Annotated in this window: 22 protein-coding genes and 2 pseudogenes; 14 read left to right on the top strand and 10 right to left on the bottom strand. The window is 48.3% G+C overall.

Features of this window, described 5'->3' with window-relative positions; genetic code table 11:
• The first annotated feature begins 48 nt into the window (after nt 1-48).
• Both KNP82_RS11350 and KNP82_RS11345 read left to right on the top strand, forming a co-directional pair.
• Nucleotides 49-465: a YhfM domain-containing protein gene (locus KNP82_RS11350; protein ID WP_214828045.1), complete on the top strand. Its 417-nt coding sequence runs from the start codon at nt 49-51 to the stop codon at nt 463-465.
• A gap of 76 nt (nt 466-541) precedes the next feature.
• Nucleotides 542-961, top strand: coding sequence for a YhfM domain-containing protein (locus KNP82_RS11345; protein WP_214828043.1), 420 nt, complete (start codon nt 542-544; stop codon nt 959-961).
• A gap of 22 nt (nt 962-983) precedes the next feature.
• On the opposite strand, the gene KNP82_RS11340 is transcribed toward KNP82_RS11345, so the two are convergent.
• Complete coding sequence (locus KNP82_RS11340) at nt 984-1829, bottom strand: alpha/beta fold hydrolase (RefSeq protein WP_214828041.1); 846 nt, start codon at nt 1827-1829, stop codon at nt 984-986.
• Between the two features lie 115 nt (nt 1830-1944).
• Between KNP82_RS11340 and KNP82_RS11335 the strand changes: the two genes are divergently transcribed.
• From KNP82_RS11335 to KNP82_RS11325, 3 genes are all read left to right on the top strand, one after another.
• A complete protein-coding gene (locus KNP82_RS11335; protein ID WP_214755932.1) occupies nt 1945-2940 on the top strand; it encodes a helix-turn-helix transcriptional regulator in 996 nt (331 codons plus the stop codon).
• Nucleotides 2941-3158: 218 nt separating this feature from the next.
• Nucleotides 3159-4019, top strand: coding sequence for a metal-dependent hydrolase (locus tag KNP82_RS11330; protein WP_214828038.1), 861 nt, complete (start codon nt 3159-3161; stop codon nt 4017-4019).
• Nucleotides 4020-4027: 8 nt separating this feature from the next.
• Complete coding sequence (locus KNP82_RS11325; protein WP_214755934.1) at nt 4028-4786, top strand: DUF817 domain-containing protein; 759 nt, start codon at nt 4028-4030, stop codon at nt 4784-4786.
• Nucleotides 4787-4827: 41 nt separating this feature from the next.
• Here KNP82_RS11325 and KNP82_RS11320 read toward each other — a convergent pair whose 3' ends face one another.
• A complete protein-coding gene (locus tag KNP82_RS11320) occupies nt 4828-5235 on the bottom strand; it encodes a hypothetical protein (protein WP_214828036.1) in 408 nt (135 codons plus the stop codon).
• Between the two features lie 75 nt (nt 5236-5310).
• On the opposite strand from KNP82_RS11320, the gene KNP82_RS11315 reads away from it, so the two are divergent.
• The 4 genes from KNP82_RS11315 (at nt 5311) to KNP82_RS11300 (ending at nt 8326) form a co-directional block, all read left to right on the top strand.
• The gene (locus KNP82_RS11315; protein ID WP_214828034.1) at nt 5311-5727 is read left to right on the top strand and encodes a hypothetical protein; all 417 of its coding nucleotides are present in this window, start codon (nt 5311-5313) and stop codon (nt 5725-5727) included.
• Between the two features lie 382 nt (nt 5728-6109).
• A complete protein-coding gene (locus KNP82_RS11310; RefSeq protein WP_214828032.1) occupies nt 6110-6970 on the top strand; it encodes an ABC transporter permease subunit in 861 nt (286 codons plus the stop codon).
• Nucleotides 6970-8028: an ABC transporter permease gene (locus KNP82_RS11305; protein WP_214828030.1), complete on the top strand. Its 1059-nt coding sequence runs from the start codon at nt 6970-6972 to the stop codon at nt 8026-8028. The genes KNP82_RS11310 and KNP82_RS11305 overlap by 1 nt, the downstream gene beginning before the upstream one ends.
• A gap of 55 nt (nt 8029-8083) precedes the next feature.
• A complete protein-coding gene (locus tag KNP82_RS11300) occupies nt 8084-8326 on the top strand; it encodes a hypothetical protein (protein ID WP_165569448.1) in 243 nt (80 codons plus the stop codon).
• Between the two features lie 149 nt (nt 8327-8475).
• Here KNP82_RS11300 and arr read toward each other — a convergent pair whose 3' ends face one another.
• Both arr and KNP82_RS11290 read right to left on the bottom strand, forming a co-directional pair.
• Nucleotides 8476-8892, bottom strand: coding sequence for an NAD(+)--rifampin ADP-ribosyltransferase (gene arr, locus KNP82_RS11295; RefSeq protein WP_029595530.1), 417 nt, complete (start codon nt 8890-8892; stop codon nt 8476-8478).
• Between the two features lie 140 nt (nt 8893-9032).
• A complete protein-coding gene (locus KNP82_RS11290) occupies nt 9033-9479 on the bottom strand; it encodes a GNAT family N-acetyltransferase (RefSeq protein ID WP_029595529.1) in 447 nt (148 codons plus the stop codon).
• A 93-nt stretch (nt 9480-9572) separates the two neighbouring features.
• Between KNP82_RS11290 and KNP82_RS11285 the strand changes: the two genes are divergently transcribed.
• Entirely contained in the window at nt 9573-10091 is a 519-nt protein-coding gene (locus KNP82_RS11285) for a Rossmann-fold NAD(P)-binding domain-containing protein (protein WP_131472540.1), read from the top strand.
• 323 nt (nt 10092-10414) lie between these two features.
• Here the strand turns inward: KNP82_RS11285 and KNP82_RS11280 are convergent, their stop codons facing one another.
• On the bottom strand, nt 10415-11251 hold the full coding sequence (locus KNP82_RS11280; RefSeq protein ID WP_029595527.1) for a GGDEF domain-containing protein: 837 nt from the start codon (nt 11249-11251) through the stop codon (nt 10415-10417).
• A gap of 369 nt (nt 11252-11620) precedes the next feature.
• On the opposite strand from KNP82_RS11280, the gene KNP82_RS11275 reads away from it, so the two are divergent.
• Nucleotides 11621-11863, top strand: coding sequence for a hypothetical protein (locus tag KNP82_RS11275; protein WP_125318014.1), 243 nt, complete (start codon nt 11621-11623; stop codon nt 11861-11863).
• 61 nt (nt 11864-11924) lie between these two features.
• Here KNP82_RS11275 and KNP82_RS11270 read toward each other — a convergent pair whose 3' ends face one another.
• On the bottom strand, nt 11925-13148 hold the full coding sequence (locus tag KNP82_RS11270; protein WP_214828028.1) for an MFS transporter: 1224 nt from the start codon (nt 13146-13148) through the stop codon (nt 11925-11927).
• Between the two features lie 173 nt (nt 13149-13321).
• On the opposite strand from KNP82_RS11270, the gene KNP82_RS11265 reads away from it, so the two are divergent.
• The gene (locus tag KNP82_RS11265; protein WP_131490821.1) at nt 13322-14047 is read left to right on the top strand and encodes a transposase; all 726 of its coding nucleotides are present in this window, start codon (nt 13322-13324) and stop codon (nt 14045-14047) included.
• The gene (locus tag KNP82_RS11260; RefSeq protein WP_084158424.1) at nt 14044-14499 is read left to right on the top strand and encodes a transposase; all 456 of its coding nucleotides are present in this window, start codon (nt 14044-14046) and stop codon (nt 14497-14499) included. Before KNP82_RS11265 ends, KNP82_RS11260 begins: the two co-directional genes overlap by 4 nt.
• 54 nt (nt 14500-14553) lie before the next feature.
• Here the strand turns inward: KNP82_RS11260 and KNP82_RS11255 are convergent, their stop codons facing one another.
• From KNP82_RS11255 to KNP82_RS11240, 4 genes and pseudogenes are all read right to left on the bottom strand, one after another.
• The gene (locus KNP82_RS11255; RefSeq protein ID WP_125318013.1) at nt 14554-15033 is read right to left on the bottom strand and encodes a TVP38/TMEM64 family protein; all 480 of its coding nucleotides are present in this window, start codon (nt 15031-15033) and stop codon (nt 14554-14556) included.
• Nucleotides 15034-15176: 143 nt separating this feature from the next.
• Nucleotides 15177-16337: a D-alanyl-D-alanine carboxypeptidase family protein gene (locus tag KNP82_RS11250; RefSeq protein ID WP_214720040.1), complete on the bottom strand. Its 1161-nt coding sequence runs from the start codon at nt 16335-16337 to the stop codon at nt 15177-15179.
• 25 nt (nt 16338-16362) lie between these two features.
• Nucleotides 16363-17814, bottom strand: coding sequence for a UDP-N-acetylmuramoyl-L-alanyl-D-glutamate--2,6-diaminopimelate ligase (locus KNP82_RS11245; RefSeq protein ID WP_029595522.1), 1452 nt, complete (start codon nt 17812-17814; stop codon nt 16363-16365).
• 199 nt (nt 17815-18013) lie between these two features.
• Nucleotides 18014-18439 (bottom strand): annotated as a pseudogene (locus tag KNP82_RS11240) (YdhK family protein); the annotation flags it as partial.
• 185 nt (nt 18440-18624) lie between these two features.
• On the opposite strand from KNP82_RS11240, the pseudogene KNP82_RS11235 reads away from it, so the two are divergent.
• A pseudogene (locus KNP82_RS11235) lies at nt 18625-19248 on the top strand (cytochrome c biogenesis CcdA family protein); the annotation flags it as partial.
• Nucleotides 19249-19337 lie beyond the last annotated feature (89 nt).

Genomic DNA, 19337 nt, shown 5'->3' with positions numbered 1-19337 from the left:
TCAAGATTTTCGTAAAAGATGACTATCAACGTGAATGGGGTGGAGGACATGAAATTAAATCGAGCCATGTTGACAGGGGCTTCGGCGATAATCAAAGCGTTGATGGAACCGGACTGGAATGAATTGAACAACGAAGAAATGACTCAAGCGCGAGTCGCTGAGTCATCAGGGATCGGTTCGTTCAATGAGACGGATTTCATCATGTTCAACGGAATCGAAAAAGTGAGACCGTTCGCGGACATGTTGCGCAATGCAGATGAAGCGCTCGAAGATTCCATTCACGGGGAACCGGACTTTGACCTGGAACTTCATTGGAAAGGCGGAGTGATGGCGCAGTATCATCTTTGGCTCGGTCAGAAGCAGCACCCGAGCTATTTGATGGACGTGACCCATCCGCACCTCATCTACCGCGTGTCGGCAGACATGACGAATCAGTTGATTCAAGTGCTCGGGGTGGATGAGTGATCGATAGACATGTGATGGGAACTTTACTAGCTTTCATCGCGTATATCAACCATACACAAACAAAGGGAGTCTATTCATGAAACAACGTCATATGTCAGTTCTTGGTTATATAATATTAGCCCTTACTTTGACTGGCTGCGGCTCGAACGATTTTCGGACGGATGGGATTGAAGAAGTCCGCGTCTCGAAATCGGACGGTTTTTCAAGTTTCCAAGAGCGCGATGTCGTCACGTTCGACGAACCGGAAGCGATACGAGTATTCGAAGACATGCTGCGTGAAGCGGACGAACTTCCCGGTGTCGCCAATGTGGTCGGCCCTGAATACGATATTGAAATCCACTTCGAGGACGGGGAGATGGACCGCTATTACATCTGGCTGAACGATGATCCGAAATCCGTCAGTAGCCTGTACGACGCGGACGATACGAACATCGGGTACCGCCTCCCGGCGGACGTGACGGAGGAATTGATCAACCTGCTCGAAGCGGGCGACTAAAAAAGACGCCCGGAATGGCGTCTTACGAGTTGAAGCGGATAAAGCGTTCAATCTGTTGCTCGCTCTTCCGCGCTTGACGACCGATCCAAATCAGATGACCCGGGCTGTTCAAGATGGTGAGCTGGGCATGCGGGATGAGTCGCTTCGCATGATGCGCGTGGCGGACCGGGACGGCCTTGTCATTTTTGGAGTGGACGATATACGTCGGACACGTCACCCCGAGCAGCGCTTCATCGGTCACTTGTTGCCGCAAGTCGAACTGGGCACCGAGACCGAACGCCATTTGGTTCGCGACCCGTTTTAATAGGAAGATATCGTACGGGGTCACTTCGTCACGAATGACATCGAGTGCGAGCAGGCTCGTCGATTGAATCATGCGGGCTGTCGCTTCGAACGGTTGTTTTTGAATCGCCCGGAGCACGAACTGTCTCATGGCGAACTGTAGCGCGATGAACGCTGGTTGGGCGACGTTACGGCTGATGTAGTGCCGATACGGAAAGTCGACGACACTCGTCACCGCGGCTGCGAGCGTCAGACTGAGCGCATGCTCATTCTGCGACGCGAGCTCGATGGCGGTCGGTCCCCCGGCCGAGATGCCGTACACGTGATACTGATCGATGGCCATGACTTCCATCATGCGACGTAAATTGGCGGCGAACGCTTGTGGTGAGGCTGAAAATGAGTACGGAGTCTCACCGTAACCGGGACGGGATGGGACAATGACCCGGAAACCGGACACGACGAGCCGGTCCACATGGTACGGTTCGAGGCTTGACGACTGGGTCCCATGAATCAGGATGATGATCGGACCGTGACCTCGGTCCATATATTCGATTTTTGTGCCGTTGACGTGCGCGTAATGTTTCAAAGCGGAATGGCCTCCTTAAACGCATTGTAATGGAAAATAACTTTATTTCATGGAAATAACATGCTACTGTCTGTTTATACATATTTTACATAGAGAAATGAAAGGGGATTAAACCGTGAACAACCGAGAACGGTTACTCGAGGTGAGACGGTTTTTCGAACGCCATACAGATGACAACCATCCGAAGACGTTAGAAGACTTGCTCGAATATTTATCTACTATCGGAGATACTTCTAAGTTAGCAAAAAAATCAGTGAAAGACGACATCCAAGCATTGACCGATTCGGGGTTCGAGGTGCAGGATGAGCTCGAGAAGAACGGCCTCGCCAAAAAATATTGGCATTCGGCCCGCTTGTTTGAAATCCATGAGCTCCGGATGATGGTCGATGCCATCGTCGCGGCGAAGTTCATCTCGGAAGACGTGACAGAGCGGATCGTCGAGAAACTTCAAAAACTGACGAGCATCCCGGAAGCGGAGACGCTCCAGTCGATTATTAAAACACCGAAGAAGAAACATGGACAGATCCCGTACCATATCGACCGCATCCAGCGTGCGATTCAGGAACAAAAGGCGATCTCGTTCCAATACACGGACGTCGTCGGCTTTGATGCCACGAAGCGGACGTTCCCGCTCCGCCGTGACGGCGAACGTTACGTCGTCAATCCGATTGACTTGCACTGGAACCATGAGCAGTACTATTTGATCGGTATCGATGAGTCGATCGGGGAGATCCGAAACTATCGCGTCGACCGTATCGTCAACTCTGAAATCGTCGAGGATGACACGCCGCGCATGAAGCATCATCTGCCGGACGACTACTTCCAAAAGTCATTCAATATGTACAACGGGCTCGACGAAGAAATCGTCCTCGCCGTCGACGAGCGGGTCCTCCCGGTCATCTTCGACAAGCTCGGCGAAGACGTCTCGATTACGCAAGACGGTGACCGCTTCCTGATCCGTTTTGACGCAGCCGTCTCGGACGGCTTCGTCTTCTGGCTCTTGTCGCTCGGGACGCAAGTCGAAGTGCTTGAACCGGTGACGCTCCGCGACCATATGCGCGATACGATCGAGGCGATGGCCGGACGATATGCGAAGGCGAGCATTCACTAAACGATTGAAATGAAGGTATGATATACTGCTTGCGACACTTGTAGAAAGGGGACAGGCGGATGTTGAATTGGATGCCTTTAATCATTCCGATTGTCGCTGTCATTTTTGTCGCCGTCGTCGCAAGACGCGCCATGAAAATGGACCGAGAAAAATAAGCTAGGACGGACATCCTCCTCGTCATGAGGGGGATGTCTTTTCCGTCCAAAAGGAGGAGACCGTTGGATACGATTACCCATACGCTGTTCGGTCTGACGCTCTACGGGGCGGCCGATAAGCGAGACTTTCAGAAACAAGAAAAACGGGCCTTATTCGTCACGACGCTCGTCGGGAGTCAAATCCCGGACAGTGACGTCATCTCGCGACTATGGGACACGGAAGGGATGTATCAGATGTGGCACCGCGGCATCACCCATTCGATTTTTCTCGTCCCGTTGTTCGCGCTACTCATTTACCTACTTGTACGCGTCTTGTTCAAGGTGACCGATATCCGTTATTTCTGGTGGGCGCTCTTGTCGGTGTTCATCCATAACACGGCGGACTTATTCAACGCCTGGGGAACGGGTTACTTCGAACCGTTATCGGCTGTCCGGATCACGTTCGGCGTCATCCCGATCGTTGACTTCGTCTATTGGGGCATCTTCCTCGTTGCCTGGCTGATCGCACGTCGAACGGACGTCAGGCACACGGTGTATCGCTACGCCTGGGCAGCGATCGTCGTTCACGTCCTGATTCAAAGTGCGCAAGGGGCATACTTGTATCAGTCGTATGCCGCCGATCACGACGAGGTGGCGCTGTCGGCCTCGTTCATCCCGACCCAGTTCACCGTCATCACGAAGACCGACGAGTCGGTGTCGATTTACAGCGACTCGGTCTATCAAGAACCCGAAGTCCAATACGAGTTGACGAGTGCCGACGATGCAGATCTTGCACCGCTCTTCGCCGAGAACAAAGAAGCAATCACGCTCAAACAGTGGTCCCCGTTCGTGGTCGTCGTCGAGGATGACGAGCGACTCGGTCTATATGACCCGCGCTTCTTTGACGGCGAGTCGTCGTTCTTATACGAATACATCGAATTGTAGGTGAGAGGATGCGACGTCTCCGTTATTTGTTCATCTTTGGTTACGAACAAGCACTCAGCTGTATCTTCCCGGTCGCCATCTTCGGTGCGCTCGCGCTGACGAAATGGTTCGACTTTCCGCTCCCACGCTATGACGTGCTACTCATCTGGTGTCTGTTCGTCCAAGTCGTGCTCGTCAAGACCGGGCTCGAGACGATGGAAGAAGTGAAAGTCATCAGCTGGTTCCATGTCATCGGGCTCGGCCTCGAGCTGTTCAAAGTCCAGATGGGGTCGTGGAGCTATCCGGACGAGGCGCTGACAAAAGTGTTCGGCGTGCCGCTCTATGCAGGCTTCATGTATGCGAGCGTCGGCAGCTACGTCGTCCAATCGTGGCGCCGGCTCGATTTGGAGTTTCTCAAGATGCCACCGCCGCTCATCGCGTTCGGCCTTGGGATCGCCATCTACTTCAACTTCTTTTGGCACCACATCTGGCTCGATTTGCGCTGGGTGTTGATCGGGCTCGTCTTTCTCGTCTTCGGCCGTACCATCGTCACGTACCGGCTCGACGACCGCCGTTTCACGATGCCCGTCGTCGTCGCCTTCTTTTTGATTGCCTGCTTCATCTGGTTCGCGGAAAATATCGTCACGTTCTACAACGGTTGGGCATATCCGAACCAGTTGAGCGGTTGGGCGCTCGTTGACCTCGGCAAGCTGTCGTCGTGGTTCCTGCTCGTCATCATCAGCATCTTGCTGGTGGCGTGGCAGAAACGAAGACAGGGGCTCTCATGAAAAAACGTGTGCACCCGCTTCGGGTTGCACACGTTTTTTGGTTACGTCGTTCGTTGTTTGGAGCAGGCGACCATATGGACGATGAACACATAGAGCGGGAACGTGAATGTGAGCGCGATAATCAATAGCCCGACGGCCGGACCTGGCCATGCCGCTTCACCAGGGGTGGGGACGATTTGTGTCCAGACATAGGTGAACAGCGCCAAATAAGGGAGCCATAACACGTACAGGGATAGGTTCCATGGTGAAGGTGCGAGTTGCCTGACACGTTTGATGATGAGCCGCGTGAACAAGATGAGTGAAACAAGACCGAACATAGTGATGGCTAGCATATAAGCATCACCCATCAACAAATAAAGCCGTCCGCTGTTGGCGAGCAGTTGAATGTTCACTAATAGCAGGACCGCGAGCAAAATGGAGATAGATTGTAACTTGAGGAAGTGGGCCATATAGGACTCCTTAATCTGATAGGATGATGAAACATTATTCAGTAACGCTCGTATAATATGAAAGAGGTGATCAGGTTGGCACAATTAATTGCGTTTTGGTTTGTCGGATTCATCTGTGTGCTTTCGACATTTGTATATATGTCACAATGGCGGAGCGAGCGCAAATTGATGAAAATGCTGGGAGCCATATTTAGTGTCTTCATAGCTATCGTTTGTTTTATGATTGCCGTACCTGATACATATGATCGCGCGCTTGGCCGTTATGAGACGGAAACTGGGAGTTGCTACGTCGTTGACAATCAGTCGAAACAAGGGGGCGTGACGCTCTGGTTTGAAGAGGTATCTTACGATTTTCCAGACATACCGGAGGACGTCACATATGGACCGGGCACGTCGTTTGATTGCACCGTCACGTTGACGAAAGTGAATTCGACTGGAGTTGACTATGTGTTGAAGTCCAAAGACGGCGATACGCTCTTTTCAACATACTAAAGTATTCTTCTAATTAGAAGGATACTTTTTTAATGATTTTTCTGCCATTCATCCTCGGAATTCAATTATCATTTGAAATCTACTTTTTCGATAAAGCAATAGGGTGAATGCAATGGATATGTTGAGTTGTAAAGAACGCCGATTTCCATGTGGAAACTGTCGAAGCAAATGACTATTTAAATTTCTGAAATTTTCGGAATATTGTTTTTATTCATAAATGATTATGATAAAATCATAACAGTGTAAATGGGGAAATTTTACTTTGGGATGAGGGAAATGCTTTATTTTGGAATCGGCTTTTTGGATTCTATAGTTTATGGTCTATAAGCAAGCTCGAAACGGTTATAAGAATGTATTTGTTTTTTGAAAGGGGGAGAACTTAATGAACTTGATTGCTCAAAAATCGGCTCAGTTTTTCATCACCGTTTTTGTATTGATTGCAATCAGTGCTTTGCCGTCGCTCGTCGTGCAACTCGAGTTCGTGCCTTCGAACTACTGGTACGGGATTCAACAACAATTCAGTCAGTTGGCGAAACTCGATGAGATTACATACTTCAACGTCACAGCGCAACGCGAGTTACCGTTATTGCCAGATCTCGGTCCGCTCATGAAAGAGACGCTTATTATCTTTACGACATCACTTGTTGTCTCAGTTGTGTTCGCCCTTATGTACGCCTATTTCTTTTATCGGAGCGGGAAGCGTGTGCGCACGGTGCTCCAACAAACGAGCCAGACGCTCGAGATGATTCCAGATTTATTTTGGCTCATCTTTTCACAATATCTTGCGATCACGATTCATAAGACGACCGGATTTGATCGAATTGAAGTCGCTGGCGGATTTGCCGAATACATACGTTTTCTACCGATTTTGACGTTGACGCTAACCATTCTATTCTTCTTCCTAAAATGGTTGACGAAACATATCCTCGAGGAGGAAGCGACACCGTTTCTCGAGCTGGCGCGGGCCAAAGGCGTCCGGCCGGCAGGGTTGTTCTGGAAACACTTGCTTCCGAATTTGGTGTATCGCTTCTATCTCTTTTTCCGCTCGAATTTGATCACGGTGCTATCGAGTCTCCTGATCATCGAATATTTGTTCAACGTACAAGGGATTTTCCGTTTTGTCGTCTATAATCCTGTGATGCCAATCCTACTCGTGATCTTGCTGGTCGTCTATATCCCGATCTTCATATTGGATTTACTGGCGGAGTGGCTTATCCCGAAATCATGGAAAGGGGAGATTTGATGCGTCGTACGCTGCTACGTGACCCAGTTTTCTTAATCGTCTTTACGATTTTGATGGGCTTGCTATTGTTAAGCATCGGAAATACGATTTTTCGAGATGGTCAAGTCGATCAATTCCTGAACCGTTACTCCGATGAGGGACGGTTGATTGGCATTCCACCGCTCGAACCGTCCAAAGATCAGTGGCTCGGAACCGACCGCGCTGGGAATGATTTGTTTCAAATGATGATCGAAGGGTTCAAATGGACGGTCGGTATTTGTGCGACCGTGGCGCTCGGACGGATGGCGCTTGGATTAGTAGTCGGGATTCCGCTCGCCTTTCGCGGGGCACGGGTGAACCGAATTTTCAAAATGCTGTTAGATGGGTTTTTGATTCTACCGATTTCCCTTCTTGCCATGATGATGCTGTTTTCGTCCCTGTTGTTCGCAGACTCGACGATGGTGCCACCGCTAGTTGATCGCGTGACGCTTCAATTGACGGTCTTCGTGTTGCTCGGTCTACCTGCCGTCACGCTGTACCTGATTACAGAAATCCGGCAGTTGCTCCAACAAGAGTTTATGATTGTCGCCGAGACGTTAGGCGGCAGCGTCTGGCATCGAGTGAGGCGACACCTGTGGCCGCACCTCGTCCCGACGATGGTGATCGTCTTCATGCAACAGTTTGTGCAAACATTGATGTTACTCATTCATCTGTCCTTGTTCGGCGTCTTTTTCGGAGGGACCATTTACTTATTCGAAGGTGTGATGCCGACACTGTTTGAATGGTCGTCGATGTTCGGCTATTATTTCAAGCAGTTCACGGCGACGACCTGGATGACGAGTCACATGTTCCTCGTCCCTGCGATTGGATTGTCGATGCTCGTCTTCCTCAGTAACTTGCTGACGAGTCGCCTCGAGCGGGCGTTTCGGTTACGGCGACAAGAAGCGGTCATCACGGAAGAGACGATGTCTCAAGCCGAGGCAGCGGCCGCGTCGCTCGCCGAGCCGTTCACACTTGTGCATGCGGATGGCTCATTTCAAAAGATGAATCAAAAGAAAGCGGACGGCATCACACACTGATGTCATCCGCTTTCTTTTAGTACTTGATTATCGTAAAACTAAGGAGGTAAAGATGGTGAACACGAAGTCGTTTATGCTCGTTTTTGTCTCGGTGTACTTGTTAATGAGTCTTCCTTCAATGTTAGGAATCGGTTATGTGATTGATTGGATTCCGGAAGCCGCTTTATTGCAAAAGCTGAAGGGATATGTGATTGATGGTTTTACTCACAACTCTCTTTTTAAAATTGTGTTCTCAGCCATCGCGAGTGGGATTTTTACTTTCTTTTCATCAAGACGGATAGCCAGTCATAGTGATTGAATTCGCTCAGTATTATGAGAAACCTATGATAAATTAATCTTCAGATTGTGATTTGACTCGATTAATCCATGCATTAAGCTTGTTATAATCGATTTCTCCAGAATATCAGCGCTTCCTGTACGATTTATTCAAGGTGTATCTACTTCGTGTCAGTCTTCAATCATATCTTCTCCAGCGTGTCGCAGTTTCTCAAGTGAGTCGCGCATATGCGCGATCACATCGTCAAGGTGGCGTTCCCAAGCCCCGAGTTCGGCTACGACTTTGAGCGGGGCGTTCGACCGGTACGACCGGGTCGGATTTCCGGGGAAGCGCTTGTCCGTCAAGTTCGGATCGTTCTCGAAGTCGCCCGTCGGTTCGACGACGTAGATTCGTTCACGCGCATTTCCGCTCGCCAGTTCGGCTCCCCACTTGGCGGCGTCGAGAGTGGCCGTGAAATAGATGTAGTTCGACTGCTTGTCTTGATAGTTCGAGCGTCGCTTCGGTTCAAGCAAGTCTCCAAGTTTCAGTTCGGCTTTCGTTCCGTGGAAAAACGGGCCGGGGTCGAGCGGTTTCATGTCATCGGTCATGCTTTATCTCTCCTTCAGTCAGGCTGTCTTCACAGTATAGTGGATGGATTTAGGAGAACACAGTCTGTTTTTGGTTCGAGAATCGCGATATAATAAAGACAGGAAGAGCGTTCGGCTCTTCCTTTTTTGTTACATAGAATTCAAAGCTGTTTTCGGAACGAATAGCTCGTGATGGCGTAGTCCATCTTGTCTTTATAAAAGCGATGCGCCTCGGTCCTTGCCAGTCCGGACTCGAGGGCGACATATTTGGCACCACTGTCGCGTGCGTATTCATGAATGAAGTGAAGCAACATCTCGCCATATCCCTTCGAGCGATGGTTCACGCACGTCACGAGGTCGTAAATGAAGACGTGTTTCTCGAGATATAGATTGACGCGGAGCTCAATCCCCGCAAGCGAGACGATGACATCGTCGGCGTATAACGCATATAGTTCATACCCTTGTGGTCGCATGGCGGCGACGAGATCGCGATAGGCGTCGAGCGTCAAGTCGGTGCGCAGTTGATTCATGACTGGGAACGATTCATCGAGTTCGTGTGGCGACTCGATTGGTTTGATGGAATAGATGGTCGATGGAATGGGAATCATGCCTCCTTGAGGGGGGTGTTATATGTAGATTTCGCTTTCGTAAGTCAGGATTCCTTTCCTTACTTATAAACGGACAGAAGGGACAGATATATCGTGAAACATGCGTTAGTGATCGGCGGCAGCGGGATGCTGGCGGGGACGGTCCTTTGGTTGGAAGAGGTTGGCTATCACGTGTCCATCATCGGACGGGATGCCGAGAAAATGAGCCGATTGACCGAACAAACACCCGACCGACTGTCTGCCGTATTGGTCGACTATCGGGACGACTTGCGTCTCAAGGAAGCGCTGCGAAGTTCGATTGCGGATCACGGAGATTTCGACTTGGTCGTTGCCTGGGTTCATTCGGACGCAGCTGACGCCTTAACGTGTGTGTTGTCAGCACTACGAGGGGGAACGGACGTGTTCCATGTTCTCGGTAGTCGCGCCAACTCGAGCGGTGTGAGAAACGGGCTGACGATCACTGAAGACGTCCGTTATCACCAAGTGCAACTCGGTTTTCAAGTCGTGAAGGGGGAGAGCCGCTGGTTGACGCATAAAGAGATTGCCGGAGGCGTGATCGAGGCGATTCAAGGGAAGGAACCTCTCCATTTAGTCGGAAATGTAACGAGATGAAACGATTAACAATAATAAACTGAAGTGATAAAAGGTCGAACGATACATATGAAAATGCTCTTCGGGCAACCTAGATAGAGTATCATCTAGAGCGATTTAGATAAGAAATTGAATTGGGTTAACTCTGTGAAGGACTTGATGCTGTATCCAAATGGAAATTCTGAGTTTGCGTATAATGGGCTTGGATAGACGTTACAGACAGCAGTCGTGATGGAGAATCGAAACGGCTAAATGTGGGGTAAAATCGATATGATGACACAAAAACCTTGAATGCGCACTTTTATTAAGTGTCGATCATTCAAGGTTTTATTATCAGGTATTTCTCAACTAGTCGACGATGCCTTCGCAACGATTTTATCAACGACCGTGTTACAATTTTCTTGATTCACCTCATAAAACGTATCCTCATACGTCAATGACACGTGTTTACCGCTTTGAAGCTCATACTGTTCTAGTAGCGGACGAATCCGGTCATGGACGACTTGTGCGGCTTTTTGTGACGTGTAGGGGAAGATGATGGCGAACGTATCGACTGCGATCCGATACTTGTGATCGGTTCGTCTTGTTGCCATATGGAGCTCGTCACTGAAATAATTCAAGAACCATTCATATTCAGTTCGTCCGTAATGTTCCTTGAAACGAGCGAAGTCATTCAAGTGAATGAACGAGACTGAGAATGAGCCACCGTGGCGAATGAGACGGTCTCGTTCCGCACTCAAGTCCATCCGAAATCGCTCGGTATTATCAAGCCACGTCTCTGGATCGACCGCAATCAATTGTCGCGCTTGTTCCTCTAACTCGTGCCGGGACAGTTGAACGGTGTTCACGAGTTGATGAACGAGACCAGACAGAATGGACATGACGAGAAGCAGAATCGTAAAACTGATGCCTCTGGCGTTAAAAAACTGAACGTTTCCTGTTTCGTAAATGGACGCGAGCCATCGGAAATAGATGAATAAAAAGAGGAGGAGCGTGACAGACAGAGTCAGCCCAGCTCGCATCCCGAAGATGAGAGAAGAGAGTATGATGGTGGGTAAAATCAAGTAGCCGAGAAGACCGGTGTTACTTTCAGACAAAAGGACGATATAAGCCATCGTACCGACAATCATACAAGCGATGAGACCGAACAAATAAATCGATTCATTAGTCCATTGCTTCATGTTCACCCCTCCATCTGTCTTGAATCGGCTCACGATGAGCCACCTCTTCAATTACCCGCTATATATGCGGAATAACCAATCAAAGATGTCCGTCACCTTCATTATAAAACATTAGACTGGAACGACGAGATCGTTTTTCGAATCGGAGCGAGTGCGTTCTTCGGGATTAAGTAAACGACACCACCGACACAGATGCCGGTGGTGTCGTCAGTTATGTGGCAAGGGTGGTCTGGCCATCGTGAATCAACGTGTCGATCGATTCGCTTCATCGCGCCCGTCACTTCAAAGTCGAACACATGGATCGGAAGATGATTGTCTCTGGCGAGGAGGAGTGACGAGTGATCCATCGCCTATGCGATGCCGTTATATGTGATCGGACGCGACGCCGATTATGAAGTCGCACAAGGCATGTTAAACGGTTTGCCTGAATCTGAGTTAAGGTTATTAGAAGCAACGTGGCATCAACTCATTCGTGAACAAACGATGCTCGCAACGACTAGCAAGCTGGTGATTGCGGAACAGGCATCGCATGCCATTCAATTAGATCGTCCGGATGTCATTGTTGCTGTGGTAGAAGAACACATTGATCAGATGACTCAAGCGATACAATAAGCCGATTGAGAGGATGGTCTCAATCGGCTCTTTCTGTTGTTTCGCCAACACTATAACCGCATTAGGATGCTTCCTCCTCGTGTAGAGCTGACGTATACAAAGCTTGTCTTGATTGCTCTAGTACAACCCGTACTGTGACCAAGCCGACGAGCAAGAAAGCGAGTGAAAAGGCGACATACGTCGAGCGAATCCCGACATATTCAGCGAGGAGACCGATGCCGAACGTCAACCCGATAATCAAGACGGACTCCGCTACGTTGATCACCCCGGAGAAGCGGCCCATCAGGTCGGTCGGGACATTGTTTTGATAGAACGACAAGAAGCCGGTGTTCGCGAACGACAAGGCGAACGTGAGCAGGAAGAATCCGACCGCTGCGACCACGAATGACTCGGAGAAGGCGAAGACGAGATAGCCGACAGGTGTTAGGATGGCACCGAAACTGATTAGGAACGGTAACGTCAGCCGGGCACTGAACGTCGCGTTGATGATGGAACCAGCGATAATCCCGGCTCCGGCAACACTGACGAGAAAACCGTAGCGACTCTCAGAAAAGTTGAGCACTTGCGTCGCGAACGACGCCTCGAGCGAGTCGAGCCTCGACATGAAAATCGTCATGACGCAGAATAGGCCATAGACGAGTGTCACGTAACGCATGGTCGATGCGAATCGGACGACCGTTTTCCAATCATCGAGAATCATGCGCAGGTTGAACACTTCGACTTCGTCGCGGGCCGTGAACAACTTCGGTAGTAGGGAGAGGATTCCGACAGACACGAGCAACGCCAGCGCGTTCAATTGTATCGCGAGCGCGGGTGTACCGATCATGAACAACAATCCCGCGATGGCCGGGCCTAAGATGAATCCGGCCGATTGGACGAAATTTTTCATGGCGTTGAACCGTTGACGGTCACCGCTTGGGACGAGCTTGGTCATGTAGACGAGGGAGGCCGATTCGAAGACGGAACTCGCGATGTTCAATAGAAACACGAGCAAGTAGATGAGCGCGAGTGAGTCGATGAAAGCGAGACTGAAGACGACGACGGCGCGGAGCGCATCAAGCCACATCATCAAGCGGCGTGTATCGGTACGGTCGATGACCGAGCCTGACCAAACGTTCGCGCATAGTGCCGCGAGCGGGACCAGAATGTAGTGGACCGAGACGGCGAACGGCGATTGCGTCATCTCGAGAACAATCAAGTTGAGGGCGATGAAATACACCCAGGCGCCGAGGTTCGAGATGCAGACGCCAGTTAGTAAGAGTAAAGTGTGTTTCCAAGTATTCATCGCAATCGTCCCCGTTCAAAGTAGATTTTGAACAGTATGTCACAAAAAGGCTCATCACCATAAGGTGTGGTTGACGCATAAAATCCATCAGATTTTGAATTGAACATAGAAAAAAAGCGAAAACCCCGGTATCGTAATTGTTGCTTAGACAAACCACGATTGGAGTTTTCGCTTTGTCCCAACAGTTTATCAAATTACTTCTTCCACTTCCAGACCTTTTTCAGATTCAGATGTCTTCAGACGAAGAACCAAACGTTTTTCCGGTCATCCCGGATCGACATGACATCCCTTGTCCGCTGTGCCAGAGAAAGACCATCCTGCATTCGAAAAAGCGGCGTCGCTTTCGACACGGTCATGCGTGGAACGTCGGTGTACTCTGGATCGAACTGGATGTCCCACGTCAAAGATGCACCTCTTGTGATTTGACGTTCGTGTATGACTACGGTCTCGGGCTCGTCAGCACTTCCACCGAGGTGTTCCGGAAAGGCATCGCAAAACGTTGCCACGGACTGACAATCTCAGATGTCGCACGCGAGTACAGCCTCCCTTATACGACGGTGGAGCGCTGGTTCTATCAGTACGCTTCGGTGGAGACGATGGAGCGTGCAACGCATGTCCTGGTCGACGAGTTCGCCACGAGAAAGGGGCACCACTATGCGACGATTGTCCTCGATGCCAAGAGTGGCCAGCTTCTGTCCATTGTCCCGGGCCGGGACGTGGCAGCCATCTCGGCAGCACTTCAAGGCGTATCCGGGGATGTCCGTTCTGTCGTCAGTGATTTTGCACCGGCGATGGCGAAGGCCATCAACCATGTCTTCCCGGAGGCAGAACATGTGCTGGACCGGTTCCACCTCGTCCAGTTCGTCACGGACGCCCTTCGCCGACGGCGTCGTTTTTGAACGAGGCAAGACGCCATCACCACGTTCGCGTGATCGATCGTTCGCTCGCGCGTCGCCCGGAAACGCTGACTGGGGAAGACCGGGAGGTCGCCCGTTCCTGTATGCAGGAAGATCCATTCATTCGGAACCTCTATCAAGGGCTCCAGCATATCCGGTATGTGCTGAAGGCGACGTGCGAGATACAGTCGCAACGGCGGCTCACAGACTGGTTGGACCGTTATCAGTTCCATCCGTGCGGGCCCCTGGCGAAGATCGCGAAAGCAATCCGGGTCCGGGAGCAAGCGATGCGCCAGACAATCGTGTCAAGGCTGTCGAACGGGAAGATGGAAGGGACGAACAACAAGATCAAGCTCATCAAACGCCGTGGCTATGGCTATCGAAACCTCGAGCGATTCTTTTTAAGATTGCGCCTCGAGATCGGTCGTCAAAATAGCAACCACGAGTTATGGTGATGAGCCAGAAAAAGAGGATGAATTTATCGAAGTTTTCTCAAACAGGGGGTAAAATTACAAAGAATTTTTTCTTTTGTTCTTTGCCCAGATCACTAGAAACGATAGAAAGATCAAAATAAATAAGCCGTACTGATAACCGGGATGTATGGATTCTACAAGGCCATAAACAACAGCCACTTCAAGAGAAACGGCCGGAATTTTACCGATGGTGCTGGCAATAATGAATAAGCCACCTGGAATGGGCGTCAAGGCCGCCCCTGCTGTTACCAGACCTGATGGGACAAAAGGAATTAAGCGCAGCAAGATGATTGCCCAGAAGACGCGGCTTATTGAAGAACTCTGGATGTACCTCCAGAACGGCCGCTTTAACCACTTTGGATTAACTTTTGAAAACCCATATCGATATAGGTAAAATCCGACGATAGCGCCAAAAATCTCCCCCGACAAAGAAAGGATGACGCCAATGGTTAACCCTAAAGAACTGATATTGAGAGACGTGAGCAAAAAGCTTGGGAAAAAGCCAACTGCACCCATACTTATGTTGAAAATGAGAAGCAGCAGAAATTCTAAAACGGGGAACTGAGTGTTTATGGTATAATCCGCCTCCTGCGCTGTTTAAAAAATTGATGGTATATAAAAGTTCAGTTGAATGAAATTTTAAGATAGAGAAGTGCGTTCTATATCCGTTTTTTTCGAATTCGGTAATACACTAATCCTGAAAAGCCAACGACGAGGAGGAACAAATAGATTGAACTTAAAATCCCAGGTGGGAAAAATGTGCGAACGTCTTCAGAATTAGAAGGAAGGTTTGTCTCAGAAGCACTGACAACGGGAAACTGATAAGAAGACAAAAGAGTGCCATCCTGATCAGTAATCCTTAATAGTCCATCTTCTTTTACAGCGATTGTCACTTGCTCATCTGTTTGGTGTGTATAAAAGAAATCGCCTGGCGTAATGTATTCCACATCACCGGCAAAAAAGCTGCTTTCTTTCGGAATGCTCACTGTTTTAAAATTTTCAAATCCAAAATCCAAAAGTTGAATAGTGTCAGCATAAGCTTCTGCCTCTGTGTCGCTTTTTAAGGTGACGACAATTAAATTCAGGTTTTCTCTTTTGGCTGTCGTGGCCAGCGTGACGCCTGCTTCTGGCACAAACCCGGTTTTACCACCCGTAACGCCTTCATAAGGTTTTTCCCTTAATAGTTTGTGGTGGGTATAAAGCGTGGTATCCCAGGATTCACCGTTCCAGGGCAGTTCTTTTGTTCCAAATATTTTCATGAATTCATCGTTCTTCATCGCATATCGGGTTAACTTCGCTAAATCTTCGGCTGTCGTAACATGCTCGGGATCAAAAAGACCGTGGGGATTTTCGAAGTTCGTATTCCGCAGGCCAATTACATCTTCTAAATATAAATTCATATCAGCAGAAAATAACTCAACGCTGCCGCTGATGTGTTCAGCAATGGCGACGCCGGCATCATTTCCAGAGTTGACTAAGAGGCCCAGCAACAGTTTTTCTAAAGTCACTTGTTCTCCCTCTTCCAAATAAACACGGGTGCCTTCCGTATTGCGTGCTTTTTTACTGATGGTTACAACATCATTTAATTTTCTGTTTTCAATTGCATAAATGGCTGTGGCAATTTTTGTTAGGCTGGCAGGATACATCTGCGACTGTGCATTTTTTTCATAGAGGATTTCTCCAGTCGTTGCTTCCATGACAATAGCTGCTTCACTGGATACGTTTGGCAGGGAAGGGTCATCAGTTTTACTGAAAACGGACGAAACGATTAAAGTGTTGATCATGATTAAAATGGTTGAAACAACACTTAGTTTTTTCATAACTACTCCCTCCTGAGTGATTATTTTAGTTCTGCTTTATTATATAATTGACGGTTTCCCGGTCCGAATCAGTCGGTAAATGAAAGGTTTGCTGGTATTTCTCGTGTCCTTTACCGGTAATCACAATCCAGTCGCCTTCCTTGCTTTCATGGATTGCTTGCTGAATGGCGAGTGTACGGTCTGGAACGATGCTGCCTTTTGAGTTGCCGTATGTTTCATTTAGTTGGTTTAAAACTTCCAGCATATCTCCTGGAGAAACATTGTTCAGGTCGTCCAACGTTAAAATGTAGCGGTCACTCATTTCAGCAGATATGGATAGCATGTGCTTTCTCTTGCTGGCATCTCGATTTCCACGAAAGCCGAAAATATGGGTTATTCGTTGGGCCCCTTGTGATTTTGCAGTTTCCAGGCAGTAAGAGATGGCATCCGGAGTATGGGCATAATCCACAATAACGATCGAGCCCTTGGCCAGTTTCGTGACCTCAAAGCGTCCATCGACTCCCTTGAAATGGTGAATGGAGTTTAAGAGCTTTTCTTTGGGGATACCCAGCAACAATGATGTTCCGTAGGCCATTAAGGTGTTATACATATTGTGCATTCCGGTCATGGCAGCGACCATTTGATACGTTTCGTTACTTTCAATCACCCGCATAGTGGAGGACAGTGAATGAAATTTTGCAACACGCAGGTTGCATTCAGTGGATGTGCCAATTGCATAAATCGGTTTTCCCTTTGTTTGCAGGATTCCACAGAGCTTTCGTCCCCACTCATTATCTGTATTCACTACAGCAATCCCATGTTCTTTCATCTGATTGAACATTGTAAGCTTCGCCTGAAAATATTCTTCCATGGAACTGTGATAATCCAGGTGTTCATGGTGAAGATTGAGGAACAAGCCGTAATCAAATTCAATGCCTTCTAACCGATACTGGGCCAGTCCATGAGAAGAAACTTCCATAATGACGACCTCATCCTGACTGAGGGTCAACAGTTTATGGAGAGCGAGTGAATTTGGTGTGGTGTTCGAGCTTTTCATTTTTTCGCCATTGATAATATTTTGGTTGGTACCGATGACAGAACAACTCATACCGTTGCTTTCCAGAAAGTGCTGGAGCATATAGCTCGTCGTCGTTTTTCCGTTGGTGCCCGTAATTCCAATCATTATTTTCTGGTCAGATGGACGGCCATAAAAATTCCTGGCCAGGATGCCAAGCGCTTTCCGGCTATTTTCCACCTGTAAATAAGGGACACCTAACCGGGTAATTCCTTGTTCTCCGATGACAAGGGCTGCCCCTTTTTCAATTGCCTGGTCAATAAACCCGTGACCATCAATTTCAAATCCTTTAATAGCAACAAACACAAAACCTTTTGCCACATCGCTTGAGTTATCGGCAATCCCCTTGATGTCTAATTCTAATATTCTGGAATCTAATCGGGAGATCAGACCGGATTCGTTCAAAAGCTGATTTGTTTTCATAGATTTGGTGACCTCTCTAAAACTATTTAAATTTGATTTATTCTATTATAAAAATGTTGAAAAAATGTGCAGAATTTATACGGGAAGCCTAACTACTAAAACTTAATGTTTTTGTAATACAAACGAAATCGAATCCTTTATGAACCATTACAGATAAAAACCCGGGATCTTGTTGACAAGATCCCGGGTTTTGGCGCTTTTATTCGGGTGACAGTTCGCTTTCAGTCACCCATTTATGATTGGTGACTTCCTCGCCTCCGGTGGTCGGGACGAAATCAACCATATAGACGGTCGTTTCTTCGGTAGAATCAACCGTAGCCGTTGCGCCGTCCATTCCCTCCATATGGTCAGCGGCAATGGCCGCTTCATCGCCCGTTTCCAATGGTTCATCACCTGGATTTTCCAATTCTGCGTGAATCACCCATTTGTGATTTTCAACCGGCTCGCCTCCGTCCGTCGGCGTATAGGTCACTGCATAGGCGGTTGTATCATAAGCCCCGACAATTGTGGCTTCAGCACCTTTCATGCCTTCCATATGATCGGTTTCAATAATCGCCTGGCTTCCAACTTCAAAGGTTGGATTTTCGGCTTCCTGCAAATCTTCCGGGACTTCACCTGAACCGGAATAGAAGAAACTGCACAGAAAATCAAGAATTAATCGGTAAACTGGATTGGTTGACGTCTTCTGGAACGGTTAAGCAAGCACGGGGAAGTAGAAGTTAAGAGAGGGGCTGTATTTAATTTTACATACCTTGAAATTCCCCGAGTCTTATATAGAAAATTTCATTTGATTCCTTAAGGGATACAAAAATGATAAAGAAGAGGATTCAACTTACTGTAATAGGAGGTGTACAAGTGGCGGAAATTAGTTTGTATCTTGCGTTTGGCGCAGGGCTTTTATCATTTATCTCTCCATGCTCCCTTCCTTTGTATCCGGCTTTTTTATCCTACCTTACTGGAGTTTCAGTCAATGAGTTAAAGACGGGCAAGGGAATGATGAGGAGCACGGCTTTGATTCATACGGTTCTATTTTTGATAGGTTTCTCCATCATTTTTTTAGCGTTGGGCTTGTCGACTTCGCTTATCGGAAACTTCTTCTTGGAATATCAAGTTCTTCTACGTCAATTGGGCGCTATTTTGATGGTGTTTTTTGGCTTGGTCCTAACCGGTATTCTGAAATTCGACTTCCTGCTGTCGGATAAGAAATTACAGTTCCAGAAAAGGCCCTCCGGATACGCGGGTTCTGTTCTGATCGGCATTGGTTTTGCAGCTGGATGGACCCCGTGTACCGGTCCCATACTTGCAGGAGTTATTGCACTCGGAGTAGCGGATCCGGACAGTGGCTTACTCTATATGCTGTTTTACGTTCTGGGATTTTCCATTCCTTTTCTCTTGATGTCGTTTTTTATTGAGAAAATGACTTTCTTGAAGAAGTGAACTGAACCCTGAATGATAGACACTTGATAAAAAGTGCTCATTCAGGGTTTTTTGCGTGCGATCGAATCGATATAATGAACCTATTC

Origin of the sequence: Exiguobacterium sp. s26 (genome assembly GCF_018618235.1) — a bacterium.
GTDB lineage: Bacteria > Bacillota > Bacilli > Exiguobacteriales > Exiguobacteriaceae > Exiguobacterium > Exiguobacterium chiriqhucha.
Note: the sequence above shows the minus strand (reverse complement) of the source record. Positions and strands in the feature narration are given on the sequence as shown.